Origin of the sequence: Paenibacillus sp. p3-SID1389 (assembly GCF_025151705.1) — a bacterium.
Classification (GTDB): Bacteria; Bacillota; Bacilli; order Paenibacillales; family Paenibacillaceae; genus Fontibacillus; species Fontibacillus phoenicis.
The window spans coordinates 1-16,282 of record NZ_JALXVO010000038.1; the positions used below are offsets into that span (position 1 = coordinate 1).

The 16,282-nt window shown below is 54.8% G+C and carries 16 protein-coding genes and 2 pseudogenes; 2 read left to right on the plus strand and 16 right to left on the minus strand.

The genetic code is table 11. The features are described from left to right. Nucleotides 1-158: 158 nt before the first annotated feature. The 11 genes and pseudogenes from M3G15_RS15100 to M3G15_RS15150 form a co-directional block, all read right to left on the minus strand. Nucleotides 159-1,614, minus strand: a pseudogene (locus tag M3G15_RS15100) (sensor histidine kinase). Continuing rightward, a pseudogene (locus tag M3G15_RS15105) lies at nucleotides 1,611-2,107 on the minus strand (response regulator transcription factor). The pseudogenes M3G15_RS15100 and M3G15_RS15105 overlap by 4 nt, the downstream one beginning before the upstream one ends. Before the next feature lie 13 nt (nucleotides 2,108-2,120). Further along, a complete protein-coding gene (locus M3G15_RS15110) occupies nucleotides 2,121-2,570 on the minus strand; it encodes a GNAT family N-acetyltransferase (protein ID WP_036643904.1) in 450 nt (149 codons plus the stop codon). Nucleotides 2,571-2,612: 42 nt separating this feature from the next. Next, the gene (locus M3G15_RS15115; RefSeq protein ID WP_260071398.1) at nucleotides 2,613-3,239 is read right to left on the minus strand and encodes a DUF4085 domain-containing protein; all 627 of its coding nucleotides are present in this window, start codon (nucleotides 3,237-3,239) and stop codon (nucleotides 2,613-2,615) included. 20 nt (nucleotides 3,240-3,259) lie between these two features. Next, on the minus strand, nucleotides 3,260-3,724 hold the full coding sequence (locus M3G15_RS15120; RefSeq protein ID WP_260071420.1) for a putative immunity protein: 465 nt from the start codon (nucleotides 3,722-3,724) through the stop codon (nucleotides 3,260-3,262). A 27-nt stretch (nucleotides 3,725-3,751) separates the two neighbouring features. After that, complete coding sequence (locus tag M3G15_RS15125) at nucleotides 3,752-4,006, minus strand: hypothetical protein (protein WP_260071399.1); 255 nt, start codon at nucleotides 4,004-4,006, stop codon at nucleotides 3,752-3,754. A gap of 109 nt (nucleotides 4,007-4,115) precedes the next feature. Then, the gene (locus tag M3G15_RS15130) at nucleotides 4,116-4,748 is read right to left on the minus strand and encodes an NUDIX hydrolase (RefSeq protein WP_009222894.1); all 633 of its coding nucleotides are present in this window, start codon (nucleotides 4,746-4,748) and stop codon (nucleotides 4,116-4,118) included. Between the two features lie 38 nt (nucleotides 4,749-4,786). Further along, nucleotides 4,787-5,431 (minus strand): alpha/beta hydrolase, encoded by a 645-nt coding sequence (locus M3G15_RS15135; RefSeq protein WP_260071400.1) that lies wholly within the window; start codon nucleotides 5,429-5,431, stop codon nucleotides 4,787-4,789. A gap of 158 nt (nucleotides 5,432-5,589) precedes the next feature. Next, nucleotides 5,590-6,159: a GNAT family N-acetyltransferase gene (locus M3G15_RS15140; RefSeq protein ID WP_009222892.1), complete on the minus strand. Its 570-nt coding sequence runs from the start codon at nucleotides 6,157-6,159 to the stop codon at nucleotides 5,590-5,592. Then, entirely contained in the window at nucleotides 6,146-6,682 is a 537-nt protein-coding gene (locus M3G15_RS15145) for an RDD family protein (RefSeq protein WP_009222891.1), read from the minus strand. The genes M3G15_RS15140 and M3G15_RS15145 overlap by 14 nt, the downstream gene beginning before the upstream one ends. Before the next feature lie 77 nt (nucleotides 6,683-6,759). Beyond that, nucleotides 6,760-7,266: a GNAT family N-acetyltransferase gene (locus tag M3G15_RS15150; RefSeq protein ID WP_009222890.1), complete on the minus strand. Its 507-nt coding sequence runs from the start codon at nucleotides 7,264-7,266 to the stop codon at nucleotides 6,760-6,762. 214 nt (nucleotides 7,267-7,480) lie between these two features. Between M3G15_RS15150 and M3G15_RS15155 the strand changes: the two genes are divergently transcribed. Continuing rightward, nucleotides 7,481-8,728, plus strand: a complete 1,248-nt coding sequence (locus tag M3G15_RS15155; RefSeq protein WP_036643901.1) for an RICIN domain-containing protein — start codon at nucleotides 7,481-7,483, stop codon at nucleotides 8,726-8,728. 81 nt (nucleotides 8,729-8,809) lie between these two features. Here the strand turns inward: M3G15_RS15155 and M3G15_RS15160 are convergent, their stop codons facing one another. The 5 genes from M3G15_RS15160 to M3G15_RS15180 all read right to left on the minus strand — a co-directional run bounded on the left by M3G15_RS15160 (nucleotide 8,810) and on the right by M3G15_RS15180 (nucleotide 15,446). Beyond that, entirely contained in the window at nucleotides 8,810-9,259 is a 450-nt protein-coding gene (locus tag M3G15_RS15160) for a PH domain-containing protein (protein WP_009222888.1), read from the minus strand. Nucleotides 9,260-9,339: 80 nt separating this feature from the next. Beyond that, nucleotides 9,340-9,984 (minus strand): pentapeptide repeat-containing protein, encoded by a 645-nt coding sequence (locus tag M3G15_RS15165; protein ID WP_260071401.1) that lies wholly within the window; start codon nucleotides 9,982-9,984, stop codon nucleotides 9,340-9,342. A gap of 48 nt (nucleotides 9,985-10,032) precedes the next feature. Beyond that, nucleotides 10,033-12,273, minus strand: coding sequence for a DEAD/DEAH box helicase (locus tag M3G15_RS15170; RefSeq protein WP_260071402.1), 2,241 nt, complete (start codon nucleotides 12,271-12,273; stop codon nucleotides 10,033-10,035). Beyond that, the gene (locus M3G15_RS15175; RefSeq protein ID WP_009222885.1) at nucleotides 12,270-13,616 is read right to left on the minus strand and encodes an ATP-binding protein; all 1,347 of its coding nucleotides are present in this window, start codon (nucleotides 13,614-13,616) and stop codon (nucleotides 12,270-12,272) included. The genes M3G15_RS15170 and M3G15_RS15175 overlap by 4 nt, the downstream gene beginning before the upstream one ends. Nucleotides 13,617-13,676: 60 nt before the next feature. After that, nucleotides 13,677-15,446 (minus strand): TerB N-terminal domain-containing protein, encoded by a 1,770-nt coding sequence (locus M3G15_RS15180; RefSeq protein WP_260071403.1) that lies wholly within the window; start codon nucleotides 15,444-15,446, stop codon nucleotides 13,677-13,679. A 125-nt stretch (nucleotides 15,447-15,571) separates the two neighbouring features. Between M3G15_RS15180 and M3G15_RS15185 the strand changes: the two genes are divergently transcribed. After that, the gene (locus M3G15_RS15185; RefSeq protein WP_260071404.1) at nucleotides 15,572-16,282 is read left to right on the plus strand and encodes a M50 family metallopeptidase; all 711 of its coding nucleotides are present in this window, start codon (nucleotides 15,572-15,574) and stop codon (nucleotides 16,280-16,282) included.

Genomic DNA, 16,282 nt, shown 5'->3' on the forward strand with positions numbered 1-16,282 from the left:
CCCAAAACGCCCTTTGGGAGCGAAATCGCCCCATTTCAAATGCACTTTTGCATTTCACCGGCTCAAAACCAGCGGTTATCCTAGAAATCAACTGCACTTTTGCATTTGGATGCAAAAAAAGCCCCGACTTATTCAAGTCTGGGCTGAAATGAGCCAGCTTAGCCACCGTTCTCAGGCTGCGGACGTTCAAGCGGCAGCTCGATCACAAACGTGGATCCTTCGGGACCGGAAGCCGCCAGGTTCACCGAGCCGTGCTGCTTCTGCGCAAGGCTGCGCACCAGCGACAGCCCAAGGCCCGTCCCGCCGTGGGCTCTGGACCGGTCGCTGCTGACGGTGTAGAACGGATCAAAGATGCAGGCCTGTGCCTCCGGCGGAATGCCGATACCGGTATCCCTGACCGTGATTTGCATCCGGCCGGTTATATTTCACCGCGTTATCCAACAGATCCATCACCATATGCATCACATTATCTGCATCGGCCCATACCTTGCCGTCCTGCAGGTCGGTGACGATCTGGATGCCTTGCTGCTCTGCCCTCGCCTGCAGGCGTGCCGCCGCCTCCTCCAGCAAGGGCTTCAGGTCCACCGAGGCCGCATGCGTCTCGAATTCATAGACGTCCATGGAGGAGAGCTTCAGCGATTTCTCAACCAGCGCGTACAATCGTTCCGCCTCCATGCCGATCTGGCGGCACGCCTCATCGAGCAGCGCCGGGTCGTCCCGATACATGTCCAACAGATCCGTATAGGCGAGGATCGAGGTCAGCGGCGTCTTCAGCTCATGGCTGATGTTCCCGATAAACAGCTTCTGCTGCTGCTCCAGCTCCTGCAATCGGGTCACGGCCTCGATCAGCTTGCTTTTCTCATCGGTTAACTGGGCGTGGGTCGTGGCAATTTTTCCGCTCATTTCAAAAATCCCCAACGCCAATTCGCCAAGCTCGTCCTTCCGGCGAACTGTTGGCTCACGGAGGTACTCCCCTTCCCCGATGCGCATGGCGGCACGGTTTAGCCGCGTAATCACATTGGCCTGCCGCCAGACATAGAGGTAGCCGAGCAGAAATCCCCCAACCAGTACGGCCGCGCCTACAAGCCAGAACAGCCGCCGAATCCTTTCGTAAAAAGCGTGCTGCTCCGCAAGGGACACATGAAATTGGACCGTCCCTACCGGCTGCTGATCCATCGTATATAGCGGTGCTAGATACAATAGCTGATCCCCTTGCGTGATATACGCCGACTGTCCTTTGGCCGTATAAGCCAGCGCGTCCTGGACGTCCACCTTCGGCTGAAACGGCAACGAGGTGCCAGCAAGCGTCCCGTCCAACTTATATCATGTGACCGGGAGTCCGCTTTCGGCACCTAAATTGACGGCAAGGCCTTGTCCGCTGAGTTCCATAAACGCGTCCGGAGCCGGTGATACGCTCGTCAGCGCTTCTTGACGGACCCGGAGATTCGCGGTTTCCGCCTCTGCGGCCAGCATTTGCTCCAAGCGCTTGCGCTGGTCCTCCCGGATCCCGGCCAATACCAACAGGCTAAGCACAGCGATCACAGCAGCAAGCAGGAAAGCCAGCAGCAGCGCAGCTCTCCATTTCAAACCAAACCCTAGGCCCCGCTGTTTCATGGCGAAGGCTCCACGCTTTTATAGCCGATGCCGTATACGGTTTGTATGCAATCGTTCCACTGGCCCAGCTTCTTGCGCAGCCGTTGCACGTGCATGTCGTGCCGCCCGCGAAATCCATGTCCCACACCTGCTCCAACAGCGCTTCCCGAGAATACACCCGTCCCGGATGACCGGCCAAGAGCGCCAGCAAATCAAATTCCTTTGGCGTCAAATCGATCAGGGTATCTCCGGCATGAACCGTCCGGTTGAGCAGATGGATCGTAAGGATCGCTGGCCGCAATGGCCGCCCCTCCAGCTTGCGGCAAACCTCGTATCCGCTTAGCTTAGGCATCATCACGTCCAGCACCATCACGTCCGGTTTGAACACCTCAACTTGGTCCAAAGCCTCTTGCCCGTACGCTGCCATCTCCACCGTATACCCTTCCCGCCGAAGCGCATACGACACGGCTCCGGAAATACTCGCCTCGTCATCCACTACAAGCACTTTGGTCATGCGATAACTCCCTTTACTTCAAGCTCAAAAAATAATGATAAAACTCCGTATCCCGATCATACCCGCTTGTTTCATACAATCGCTGAGCCCGGACGTTCGTGATCGCTGTTGACAGCTCTAGGCCTTTTGCATCCGTCCGCTGAGCGTGGGATTTTGCTGCTTCCAAGAGCAGCTTCGCCGCACCTTGGTTCCGATATTCCTCCCGCACGTACAAATCATTTAATATCCACACCCGTTTCATCGAGATCGAGGAAAAAGACGGGTACAGCTGCGTAAACCCAATCGCGTTCCCGCTGACCGAATCGATGGCCAGAAAGACGACGGATTCGCGCCGGCTTACCCTTTCCGCCAGAAAACTACGGGCTCCTTCGAGATCCGAGGCTTGTTCATAAAATTGGCGATACTCGTCAAACAGCCGTACCAAGGTCTCCAGGTCACCGGATTCCGCTTCACGGACGATCAATGATGTAGGATTCATCGGTTTAGCTCCTTCGTAAATGATAAACTACTCTATGTTCACGCCGCCGGCAACCAGCGAAAGCTCGTGCATTTCCCTCGGAGCTTCGAGCAGCAGCCGGAACTCAAACCAATGGGGTTCGGTCCAATCGATTTCCTCATACAAGCACATGCTGCCCTGCAGAAGCTCAGGCTTTTCCACACGAAGTGATTTCACGTTCTGAAAAATAAGACGCGTGAATTGTTCTTTACCAACCTCATCAAGTACAATCTCAACGGAACCATCATCGCGCGGAGTGAATACCTGGATTCGGGCATCATGAAATCGGACATTCTCCCAAAGTTGCCGAGCGTCTGCAGGAAGGTTCTGCATGATCTGTTCATATCTATCCCTGTATTCGTCGCAACGCCGTTTCCATTCTGCATCCCAGTTGCCTTTCCACTCCCTGATCCAGGCAGCCAATTCAGGACTGGGCCATCTTGTCTTCATGAAGCTCCCATCAAGAACCTGAGGATGAATGCTGGAAGGGAAATGCTTTAACATCAGAGGTTGAATGAACCATTTATACATCTCCTTGGCTTCTTTATCATAGTCCCTGCCTTGCTCGACATACCAGGCTTTGTCTGCCTCCAGGATTTGCATTTGCTCATACATTGCTTTGGTAAAATACTTCAACTCAACGCCCCCGTCATTGCTTATGTCCCCAATTCCAGCAACCGACGGAGCTGCCACTGCCGCTCCTGCTCGGCCCTTGCTTTGGCCGCTTCCGCGTTGTCCGCAGCATAGGCGATCGCCTTGGCGGCGTAGGTGGCGCTATGCGCCGCGTGCCCCGCCACATGCGCGGTAGCCGCCGCGTGGCCGGCGGCTCGCGCCGCAGCGCCGGCGGAGGCATGGCCGGCATCATGCGCCGCGTTATGCGCCGCAACCGCCGCCGCGCGCGCCGCGGCCATGCTGACTTCGCCGCGCACCCAAGCGCGCGCCGCTTCGATCGCCTGCCGCGGCCGCAGGTCCTTCGGCCGTGCCGCCTCGAAGCAAGGCAGCACGCGTTCCGCGCATTCCGCCGCCCATAACGCCAGCGTTCGCTGGTCCATCTGCTCCGCTTGGTCTGCGATGGCCCGTTTGATTTTCACATCAACAAACTTCCTGGATTCCAAGTGGATTTTCCCCTTTCCCCGATACGAAGCTAGTTAGAACAATCCCCAATAGAAAATAAGCAAGAGCGCAAGAATCACAGCGGCGGTAATGGCCAGGTTTGGGATCAAATTTCCGTAATAGCTTTTGAGGTGTGTATAGCATTCCGTTAAGAGTAATAACCCGGCGAAGATCGTTACAATCATGCCAAGAGCGCGTATAAACCCGAAGATGGGACGAAGCAGAAAGAAATCCATCGCCGGAAAAGGAACCGGACAAAAACCAACGCCGACCAGAAAAGCGTATAGCAAGCTCTTTTCCTTGCTCAGCGGAAGTCACCTCCTCGCTTGTTCTTGCGTTCATGCCGCACACGTCTATACCATTTATATATGCTGACGCCCAGCAGAAAACCCGCCGCGTTCAGAATAAGGCGGTAATCCGGTCAAATAACATTTGATAATACTCGTCCGAATTGGGCGTAAAATCCGTGAGCCGCCACGTGGCCTGTTTTTCCTTCAGAACCCCGTTGGCTTCATCCACGTAAACTCCCGTTGACGTCAGCTCGTCGCGTTCCCCGCGGCGCAGCTCCTGAAAAGCCAGCATGCCCACCCAATACAACCCGGTCAGTTCCTCGGTCTGGATGCGGTAATCGAGCAAGGGCTTTTCATTTTCGTAGATAAAGACATGGTTGACCTCACGGTCGATCAAATCGGGTGAAGGAAAATGCTCTTGAGCTACCCTGCCGAGATAAGTCAGATCCTCGACCGGCACCGCTAACCCAAGCTCCTCCTCCAATTCACGGATACCGTCCTTTGCGTCTTCTCCGGCTTGGAGATGACCTGCGCAGGAAGTATCCAATAGCAACGGGAATACGTCTTTGTTGGGATGACGCCGTTGAAATAACAGATAAATCTCACCCTGGGCATCCCGTTTAATGATCCAGCAATGAAAGGTTTGGTGCCACCACCCTTTTGCATGGACCTCTTCTCTAGAGGCTGTACCCAGCTTCTTCATATCCTTCGTGTAGATGTCAAACATTTCAGTTTCGCTCATGCTGTCCTCCAAGTGGGTTCGTTGTCAGCCGTTCTTCTTTAGTCCTGATCCTCCGCTCCACCAAGCAGTACTTCCTTATATAAAACGGTGAGCTTTCGTAAAATTTCCAAGCTTTCCTCCACCCGTTCCGCTTCCAAGACATGGTTAGCGCCGGGGATCGGCACAATCTTCAGCCGTTCGGATGCCTTCAGACGGCTTGCCAATCCGGGTGGAAACACATCATCCTTCGTACCGTATACGACAACCGCTTGAGTTTCATGGATGTACGGGAGGGTATCAGAAATTGGCGTCAGATAAATATGCCGGATTTCCTCTGCTCTGACCCCCAATCTGCGATGAAATTCGCCAGCCACCACCGTCCCCAAGCTTTTGCTGATAAACACAATTTCTTCATAGCTGCCGATGACCTGCCGTATCGCGTGTTCGCAATCCTCAATAACCTGCGGGATCTCCCGATACTCGAGCTCCTTACGGGCGGCCTGATAACCGTACTCCAGCGCCAGAATATCATATCCGCACTCCCGGGCTACAAGCGCGGCATAATGCAGCGTGGGTTTATCGCAAGAGTAATTTTTGCCGGGAAACAAAACCACCAGCTTTCGATTGGAATCCGTGACTTGGATATATCTTACGCTCATCTCGGTCTTCCAATGGGAAGGAAACTTCAGAGTGGATGCTTTCATCCTTGTCCCTCTCCTCTCAATATTAGAGTAACTCCAGAGTACCTATAGCTGAAACCGCTCCTGAATGATTTGAGCCACCTCGTCTGCCGTCTCCCTTCCGCATATAATACAACCCGGCTCTCGTATACGTTTGGCCGGGTCATGCAGCATATCACGTTCTATTCACGGCGGGGCAGCTTAGCATCCAGAAAATTCGTCTGGCAATCGTCCCGCAGCAGTTCCATGTAGATTTCATCGAAGTAGGTATTGTTCACGTAGTAGCTTTGCGATCTGCGGCCAAACACGCGGAAGCCCGCTTTTTCATAGCATCGGATGGCCGGTTGATTGAACTCAAAGACGCGCAGCATGATGTTGTTGAGGTTCAGGATCTTGAATCCGTATTCGCATAGGAGCTGAAGCGCCTCGGTACCGTACCCTTGCCCCCGCTGTCCCTCATCTCCCAAGAAGATCCCAGCCTCAGCCACTCTGCGGACATGATCGATGGCAAATAACGAACAGTTGCCTAGCAGTTGGTCTCCATCCAGCTGAACGATCGCGTAATTTTGGCCTTCCTTGGCCATGTCTTCCAAAAAGCTCTTCTCCCGTTGCAACCCGATCACTTCACGGGAAGTACCGAGCCGGATGGAAACGGTTAGATCGTTGATCCACCGAGCGTAAGTCTCCGCATCCTCCGGATTCACCGGGGACAGGTACAGTCTGGACCCCACCAGCTTCTTAAAATACTTCATCGGTTATCTCCCTCTCTCGTGCGCTTGGATTCACCTTCGTGCCAGCAACCAGATCGTGGCAGGTCCGGCTTCCCTTAGTGGAAAATAATATCACAAGATAAACGATCATTAAACCGTTCGGCAAGTAAATCCAGCCTGGATGAGCCGGCGTTTCCACGCTCCACCAAGGTTCGGGCACCAAAATGATGGCGTGGGTCATCTCCCAGGGAAGCAGGCGCACCGCCGTTCTAGCCAAAGCTTGCCATAACCGGATCGGCTCCCCCCGGCGGTTCGTAACGCGTAGATTAAGCCACTTTTTTCCAAACGTCTGTCCATCGCGCAGCTCCATCACAGTAAAAAAACTCCATACGGGCAACGACATCGTGGCCAGCACCCAAAGCTCAATTTCAATCCCCTTGTCGAAATCGTCGAAGGGAAAGCCGGAAGCGGCGGCATTTATCAGCCATTGCAAAGACACCAAAATGACTGCCAGCATTGTGAAATCGATCCAATAGGCAAATAACCTCTTCAGGGCGAGTATCATGTCTCACCTGCCGATTCTTTTTTTATACAAGATACGCTTTTCGCGACTCCATCTGACCTCGATGGCGGTGTTCATGCTCACTCCAGCCTTAACGCCATATAATCCTCATCAAAATAGGCTCCATCCCATTTCAAGGCTCTTCGCTCGGTTCCATACCTCTGAAACCCGAGAGATTCGTAAAGCCTTCGTGCCGAATCATTTGTAGAGACCACCGTTAAATTCAGCTGTTCCAGCCCTTCCATCCGCTTGGCTCTCGCAAGGAGTTCTTCCATCAGCGCCTGACCTATCCCCTTCCCACGCATCCCGGGGGTTACTAATAAACCAAACACGTTTCCTTTATGCCGGGTTTTTGGGGAACTTTCTCGAATAAACGTAACGATGCCGGCTAAGGTCCCGTGCTCGTCGAACGCGCCTAGCACAAAGCGGTCTTCGGTTGGTTTGATGCGCTCCGTCACCATGTCCATTGTAAAGTCCGCCTCCCGCTCGAAGGTAGAGCCGAAGGCTTCCGGATTTACCTGCAATCCTTGCAAGCGAAGGCTTTGGTAGATCGACGCGTCGCTCTCCTCTAATATTCGCAGATTCATAGCTTTCCCCCGTTCCGTCTTGGATTGATACCAGAATACCAGAACCCCATCAATTTGAAAAACCTGTAAAAAAAGTTGTTGTAAAACAAACCTCTAAATGGTAATCTATGTAATGATAGCGCTATCATATCAAAATCGAAACCGGTTTAGTATGAATTTCGCCTGTGGTAAGTTAGCCCAATCCATTCATTCTTGAAAGGAGCGATTTTTCATGATGCTAAAACGCGGTAAACCGATTCTCCTCTTTCTGGTGCTCACCCTCCTGGTCGTCTTTGTCCCCGTCCCCAACACGACAAGCGCGGCTCCCAACTGGCAGTTGGTATGGAGCGATGAATTTAACGGTTCCTCGTTGAATCGCGGCGTTTGGACGCCCGAAATTGGCACCGGCCAGAACGGATGGGGGAACAACGAACTTCAATATTATACCGACAGGCCGCAAAACGTACAGGTGACGGGAGGCAATCTGGTCATCACTGCCCAACGGGAAAATTATGAAGGAAGAAACTACACCTCTGCACGAATCAAAACCCAAGGCTTAAAGAGCTTCCAATACGGCAAAATCGAAGCCCGCATTAAGCTTCCAACCGGACAAGGCATTTGGCCGGCGTTCTGGATGCTGGGCGAAAACTTCAGAGATGTCGGTTGGCCTTACTGTGGTGAAATCGACATTATGGAACATGTCAACAATGAATCGGTTGTCCATGGTACCGTCCATTGGGACGCCAATGGATATGCCTCTTATGGCCGGGCCTCGGGCAATTTGGATTTCTCTCAATTCCATACGTACTCCATTGAGTGGGACCCGAGCTATATCCGCTGGTTCGTTGACGGCGTTCAGTACAATGAGATCTATATCGCCAACGGAACCGGGAATACAGAAGAATTCCAGAAGCCGTTCTTCATTCTGCTGAATCTCGCCGTCGGCGGCAACTGGCCGGGCAGCCCGAACGGGTCGACACCTTTTCCTGCACAAATGCTTGTGGATTATGTTCGCGTCTATCAGGATCAAGGGGGTTCCTCGCCCGTCCTTGAGAACGGTGCCGTATACACCATCGCCTCCAAAGTCAGCGGCAAGGTACTGGATGTCGTGGATGTCTCCACTGCGGACGGGGCTAAAATTCAACAGTGGACCAACTATTCCGCCAGCAACCAACGCTTCCGGCTGGAATCCACGGGCGATGGCTATTATAAGCTGACCGCCATCCATAGCGGCAAGGTGCTGGACGTCCCTAGTGCAAGCACAGCCGCAGGCGTGCAGCTGCAACAATGGACGGATAACGGCACCGATGCACAGCGATGGCGAATCGTAGATGCAGGCGGCGGATATTTCAAGCTGATCTCCAAAGCCAGCGGATTGGTCATGGATGTGTCTGGCGCTTCAACAGCGGACGGGGCGGCGGTCCAACAGTGGACCGATAACGGCACGGATGCGCAGAAGTGGATGTTTACGAAGGTAAATTAAGCTTGAGCTTCAAAGGGGCGGATATCAATTTCCGCCCCTTTGGTTCTAGGTAAGCTGGCAGGATAGCCCTTTTCCCCCTGCTCAGGATTGATCGGCGATTTGGATGGAGGGGTTCCGGCGAATCAGCTCTTGAATAAACCGCTCCTGATCCACCGGCGAAATGACGACGCTGCCCAGGACACCGTTCCGGTAATGGATTTCGATCGCATCCCGCGAGAATAAGAGCCGATATCCCAACCAGATATTCGGTTGCCGCGTTATTCGAGTGATATCCTCATAACGAATTTTTGAATGAAACATCCCGCCTTTGACAAACAGCAGATCCTCCCTGATCACATAAGAGATATCAAGCGCTAACCAAGCCAGCAATAGGGTGACGAGCGCATCGGGCACGATGATCCCTACAAGCTCCGTTCGCGTTAACGCTTGCGGATCAAGAAGCAGCGGCCAAAGCAGCACTAGATTAGCAACCAAGAGAAAGAATAGCCAAAGGCATACAAACAACGGATCCCGTTTCGTTTTGAATCGCATAGCAACCCTCCTGCAATTCACGTTTACGAGTAACGTCGAGATATCGCCGGATGTATCCGGGTGTTACGTGCGTTTTTGTATTATTTTACGATCAGGCCAAGCAGTTTGGCAAAGCCGATCGCTTGCTCCGGGGAAACCGTGCAGCCTGCCAAGGCATAGGCCGGGATATCTACGCGTTCAAACGTACAGGTGCTGATATCCATTCCCTTCAGTGAGGTATCGTTAAAATCCGCCTCATTCAGATCCGAGTTCAGCAGCTCAACCTCTTTGAATTTGGCGCTGTAAAAATTCGCGTTCTGCAGAGAACAGTCATGAAATCTCACCTGCTTCAAGGAGGCTTCCACGAAGTCGCCTAAATTCATGATGCAACGCTCAAACATCACGGAACCGGCATTCACTTTGGACAGATTCAGCCCCGTCAACTTGCAGTCTTTAAAATGCACCCGGTGGATAATGGCATTCTCCAGCACCGCGTTGGATAAATCGCAATTTTCCAGCACGACGTCGGTCATGTCCATCCGCTCAAAAGTGGTACCCACAAAGGAACAGCCCCGAAGCATCACTTTGGATAAAATACATTTTTCGATACTCCCGTACTCATAGGATGCGCCCGCCACCGTAGCTCCAACCAACTCATGGTCCTCATCGTCCAGCACATCCTCCCAATCGGCTTCCATTAATTCAGCCGTAAGCTGTGGGGGACTCATTTTCGTTTTTTTGCTCATCAAGTTTCCTCCCGGATGACGTCTTCGCCAACTCATTCACTTCATCGATCAAGCTTCGGAGTTCTTGGATGCTTTCGCGGAGTGTAAATCACTTGGCTTCTGCGCCGCTTCCAAAGCTTCGGCTAATCCCTTTACATCCAGCCCGTCCACGGCAAAAGCGCGCCGTACCAGCTCATGCGGCACAAACTCGTCGTATTTGCCCAGATAAGGGGCTTCCGACGCAGCTAGCAGCGCCTCCGGGTGAGGAATCGAGGCGAGTTCTGCCTCAATGGCAGCAAGCAGCTCCTTGGCGCCTGCTCTCCCCGACACGACCATATAATAGGGTTCCATCGGCACGACCTGGCGCAGGCCCATTGGATCCGACAAGTTGTGCTTCAGCAATCGTTCCAGGGTGCGAAATTGCTTGCTTCCCGCCCACGGTAAAATAAACAGCGAATCGCCGCCTGCCGGAATCACAGGACTGTTAAGCAGCCCGCTCTCCCGGGCTAACCGGCGCGCCCGTTCCAAGCGATTGGCCGCGCCCGGAGCAAGATACGGGTACAAAGTATGCACCTCCAATACCTGGCGCATCTTCTGCATGACCCGGGTATGGACATCTCCCCCGGCGCCAAGCCATAGCGTATCCACCTTGCCGCGCGAGGATTTGACGTACACCGCTTTATGCTTGCTGTCCACTTCCTCGACCTTCCACAGCTTCCCGGCCAAAGAGAAGCAATAGCCAGGCGGCGGCACAGTGGTGATGCTGCCAATTTCCTCAGAGCCGTTGTAGACGACATGCTCCTCGTCATCTTTAAAGACAGCGTAGAAGCGGAAGTTATTTACGACCTTCTCTCCGCCGAGTCCGATGATCAGCGTGCCTTCCTCGGTCTGCTGGATATGGTCGGTTTGCAGCAGGTACTGTAACAACGCCTTGTACTCCTCGGGCTCAACGCCGCGAAACGCCGGCAACGTCAGTACAGCCCGGGCCAAATCCGCCGGTTCCGCTTCGCCGATGCTCTTAAGCGTGCTCATCGTCTGATGGTACAGCACGCCAACCGGCTTCTTGCGCAGCTCGACCGGCTCCACCCAGCGCTCGCGCACATACAGCTCGATGACGGCGATCGCCCGCAGCAGCGTCCACGGCATGCGTGCCGGCAATTGGGCGTCCTCATCCTCTTCCTCTGCGCAGAGGAACATCATCTCCGACGCCTGATCGCCGCGCCGGCCAGAGCGGCCCAGCCGCTGCACGAAGCTGGAGCAGCTGTACGGTGCACCGAGCTGGATGACCCGCTCCAGCTCGCCCAGATCGATGCCGAGCTCCAGCGTCACCGTCGCTGCGGCTACCGCCGGGCCGGGGCCGGAGCGCAACGCGGCCTCGGTCTCTTCACGCAGCATCGCAGAAATGCTGCCGTGATGGACATGGAACACATCACGCTCCTCCCGCTTTGCCGCAATCCGGCGGAGCTCCAGCGTGGTCAACTCGGCGTCCGTGCGGCTGTTGGTGAAGACGAGTGCTTTTTTGCGATGGGTGTTGTCGTAAATGAAGTTATAATACTTCTGCTTGGCCAGCTCCAAATGCTCTGCTTCCCGTTCGTCGCGGGCATCCGGGAAGGAGAAATGCTCCACCGACAGCTTTAGCTTGCGTCCGCCCGGCGGGGAGACCACCTCCACCGGCTGCGGCGTCCCCGCCCCAAGCCATCGGGCAGCGATCTCGTAATCACCAAGCGTAGCTGATAAGCCGATTCGTCTCGGCTTGCAGGAAGCCATACGCTCTAATCGGGTCAGCTGGCTGATAACCTGAATCCCGCGATCGGCCCCCATAAACGCGTGCACCTCATCGATCATGATATATCGCAGATCATGGAACAACGCCGGGATCGCATTCGGGCGGTTCATGAGCAGCCCTTCCAGCGATTCGGGGGTAATTTGCAGGACACCGCTGGGGCGCTGCATCAGCTTGGTTTTCTCCGCTTGGGCGACGTCGCCGTGCCAATGCCAGACCGGCACTTCCCCGTCTCGCAGCAGCTCCTTGATCCGCTCGAACTGATCGTTAATCAACGCCTTTAACGGTCCGATGTAAAGAATGCCAACCGACTCCGAAGGCCGATGATAGAGCTCCGTAAGCGCAGGGAAAAAGGCCGCTTCCGTCTTCCCCGACGCGGTGCCTGATGCGATGAGAAGATGGTGCGGCGTGTCAAACAACACGCGGCAGGCTTCGATCTGGGCGTCACGCAGCGAGTCCCATCTTTTGCGGTAAATGTATTCTTGAATAAACGGCGCCAACCGGGAAAAAGGGCTCGTCCCGCTCATAACTCAAACTCCGCCAAAAAGTCGTCCAGCTCGTCGGTGCCGCCCTTGTTCTTGTCCCCTTGGTTCGCAGACGCCGCATATTCCTGCTCCCGTTCGCCCATCAGTTCCTCGAACGACAGCTCCGGCTGCTGGTGCATCAGGTGCAGCACATCCATAAAATCGCGCACGACCTCCCGGGTCGTGAGCAACTCCTCGGCACCCAAGCGGTTCACCGCCGCCTGCATAAAGGCGATCAACTGCTCATCGGTCAGGCGCATCGTGTAACCGAAATGGATCGCGTGAATCTCGCGCAGCTTCTGCAGCAAGAGCAAAATTTCCTCATGCGACAGCATGTCCAGCTTCAGGATCGGCGACGTATACGAACGGCGCGTCCCACTGCTGTAGCGCCCATCGATCAGCCGCGAGCGCAGGGCATCGTAGCTGAACAGCCCGCGCCGCTCGTCTTCCACGAATTGCGGCGTGCCGCCCAAGAAGATGCCGAGGTACTGGGCTTTCCCCTGCATCGTGTCGTTGAACATCGTCAGGATCTTCTCGTAATTGCTTTGGCGGGAGATGCTGTTTGTGATTTTGTACAGATTGACGCCCTCATCGATGAACAGCAGCAGCCCGCGATACCCGATGCGCACTGCAAATTCCGCCCACAGCTTCATGTAGTCGTACCAGTTGTCGTCGTCGATGATCACGCCGACACCCAGCTCCTGGCGCGCCTCCGTTTTGGTTGGCACCTCGCCGCGCAGCCAGCGTAAAGCCGCGGCTTTCCGGTCATCGTCGCCAAGCTTGTAGCCCGACCAGTAGGCTGCCAGCACCTTGGCGAAGTCAAATCCGTGCACGAGGCTTTGCATCTCGTTGGTCACCGCATAAATTCGCAGCTCCACCGCATCATGCAGCTGCGGATCACCGGGACGCAGGCCGGTGGCCTGCATTTGCTCCTGCTGGAGAGCGGCGATCCACTTCTGCAGCATCGTCTCCAGCGCGCCGCCGTCAGGCCGCGTTCGGGTGGATAAATGCATCATCAGCTCCCGATAGGTTGCCAGCCCCTGCCCTTTTGTGCCGACCAGCCGGCGCTCCGGCGAAAGATCGGCGTCAGCCACCACGAAATCGCGGTCCATCGCATAGTTGCGAATCATCTGGAGCAGGAAGCTCTTCCCGCTTCCGTAACGCCCTGTGATCAAACGGAAAGCCGCCCCGCCCTCCGCAATATTGTCCATGTCCTGCAGGATCGACGCCACCTCCGGTTTACGCCCGACCGCGATATGCTCCAGCCCGACCCGCGGCACGACCCCGGCCGTCAAGGAATTGACGAGCGCGGTGGTCAGCCGCTTGGGGATTTGCACCTGTTTCATTCTCGTTCACCTCATCGTTCCAAACTTATCCTATATCCTACAATGTATCTCTCTTATCGCTTAGCGTTGACTTGCAAGCCACCCGTCAAGCTCTGCGCGGTAGTCATCTACAACTTCGTCTCCGTCGATTAAGAGATCCCCGATCTGCTCCATCGCCAGCTCATTGATCTCATCGATCAGCAGCTCAGGCATGGAGCCAGCCTGCTCGGCAATCGCTTGGCGTTCCTCAGCACTTTGGCCCTGGAGTAGAGCGGCCAACATCTGCGCCTGCGGAGCCGTCAAGCCAGCGAACAGTTCCTGCCATTCCTCCGGCAAGTTCGTGATCGCCCCGCTTTGGAACTGCTCAGCATCGCTTCGTTCCTCGGCCAATGGCTGAGGAACTTCTTCAACCGGGTGCGGGGACTGCGAATCAATGGCCGTCTCTTCCCTACGCTCCCCAAACGAATCTGCTCTATCGGATCGCGCCGCCTCTGCCTCTTCCAGCACCTGTTCATATCCCCGTTCAAAATCAAAGGCGGGCTGCAACGGTTCCACTTCGACAGGCGATCGTCCTAACGAAATTGCAGCCTGCTCCAGCGGCATTCCCGGTGCTTCCGGCGCAAAAGCCAGCGTCTGCTCCTCGCTAAGCAGCATGTCCCGCACCTCTTCGGACTCCTGCTGCAGCTTGCGCAATTTGGCGGTGTTAATTTTCACTTTGGGTGCCCGTGCTTTCGCTTCTTCTGCCCTCTGTCGTTCAAATTCCTTGCTCAAATAACGGCGGACCAGCTGCTCGATCTCCGGCCCCACGTCGATCCCCCGCAGCTTTCCCTTAAACCCGGTTAACTCCCGCAATTGGTTCTCGGTTAGGCGTACGAGCTGGGTCAGAAAGGCTCGCAGCGGCGGATGCCCGCTATAAGGCAAGACGGTGACTGGCTTCGTGCGCCCATACAATTCATGATCATACACCGCGCTGCGGAACAGGTAACGGGCGATTTGAGTCTCCTTCGGCTTATACAGCTCCAGAATCCGAATGCCCTTGCTTCTGGAAAGATAGCCGTCGACCAACGAAATGACCCTCGGCACGTAGTTTTGCATGTCCTTGCGCCCTTGCTCCTGGTAAAAGCGGCTCTTTTCCACATTATAATCCACCAGCTTGAGCAGCAGCTCCCAGCTCAGGTCCAGCGGTTCGGCGGTGAATCTTCTGCGCCATTCCAGCTCCTTCAGCTCCATGGACAGATTGCGTGGCAGCTTGGCCATCGGTTCAGTGGGACGTTCCTCCAGTTGGAACACCAAGGCCAAATCGAATAACCACTCCCGTACGTAGAGATCCAGCTTAGGATAACGCTGCCGGTATCCCTGCCAAACCTGCTCCATTAAGGCATATCCTTCGGCCGGCTCCGACCAGCCGATCCCATGGATCAGCTCGTACAAATAAACGAATACGTAAGACAGATCAGTATCCGGATAACGTCCGGAACGGACCTCCCCGCGCCAGAACAAATACCATTTCAGCTGCCTTGGCTGCATCTCATCATAGGTCGGCCAATACGTCTGAAAAGGAACAAACTCCGCTGCCCCCTCAAAGGCTGTCTCCAATTCCTTCGCCTTCTGGACAAACCGTTGCTCCCGGGAAATATAACGAAAATCCTGTTGCCAATCCGTAGTACGCTCCCAAAGATCCGGCGCAACCACCCGGCTCACCGGCTCCTTCCTGCCTTCCTCCGGCTTGTTTCCGTCCACCACTTCCAATTCGGCGAAGGTTAGCTGGTGTTCCGGGTTCGTCTGTCGTTCCCGATTATTATGTAGATGTCGGCTGAAAAAGCTGTGTTTTTCATCCGTTCCGTCGTTCATCGTTCCTAAACCTCCGTCACGTCCATTATACCACCCGACCGAAAATTTGTTCGCCTTTTGAATACTATTTTGCCCTCCCTTATAATGAAAAGCAACTGCAAGTTGCCGGGGAGGGCGAAGGTTTGATGAATCAATGGCTGAAAGCTTGTTTTTTTCTGATCGGAGCGGCCGTTTTAACCCGATTGATCCCGTTCTCCGATTGGTTCCGCATGCTGGACACGATGGTGCATGAGTTGGGCCATGCCGTGGTTACCTTACTTGCGTCCGGACAGGTGCTTCGCATCGAACTGCACCCGGATCACAGCGGCGTCACCTATTCGGTACTGGCATCGGGATGGAGCCAATTCGCCGTATCCTTGGCTGGATATACCTCGGCTTCCCTGTTTGCGGTCGCCATGTTCTTCGGCTATTCCCGACAACAACAAGCCGCCGGCCTCGTCTTGATCAATATGCTGGCGTTGATCTCGCTGCTGCTGTTTGTACGCTCGGGCTACGGCCGGGGATGGTTAATCTTGTTTCTGCTGGTGAACGCAGCGTTTTTCCTGTGGGGAGGACGAATTCGCAATTTCTATTATCTGTTGCTGGCGTTCTTATGCTTGGAAGAGTCGGTGCTGGGGCCGGTCACGCTGCTGCTGAATTCCATCGTTTCGCCCAGCCAGGCGGGAGATGCGACCAATCTGGCCCAGCTTACAGGAGTTTCCCCTCTGGTATGGTCGCTAATCTTTCTAGCCATTTCACTGCTATGCGCCTTGTCCGCGCTGCAACTGTATTGGAATGACCGCAGACGGAACCGGGAGAAGCGCAGAATGAGCCGTTCGAGCTCGGTGAGCCCGTAG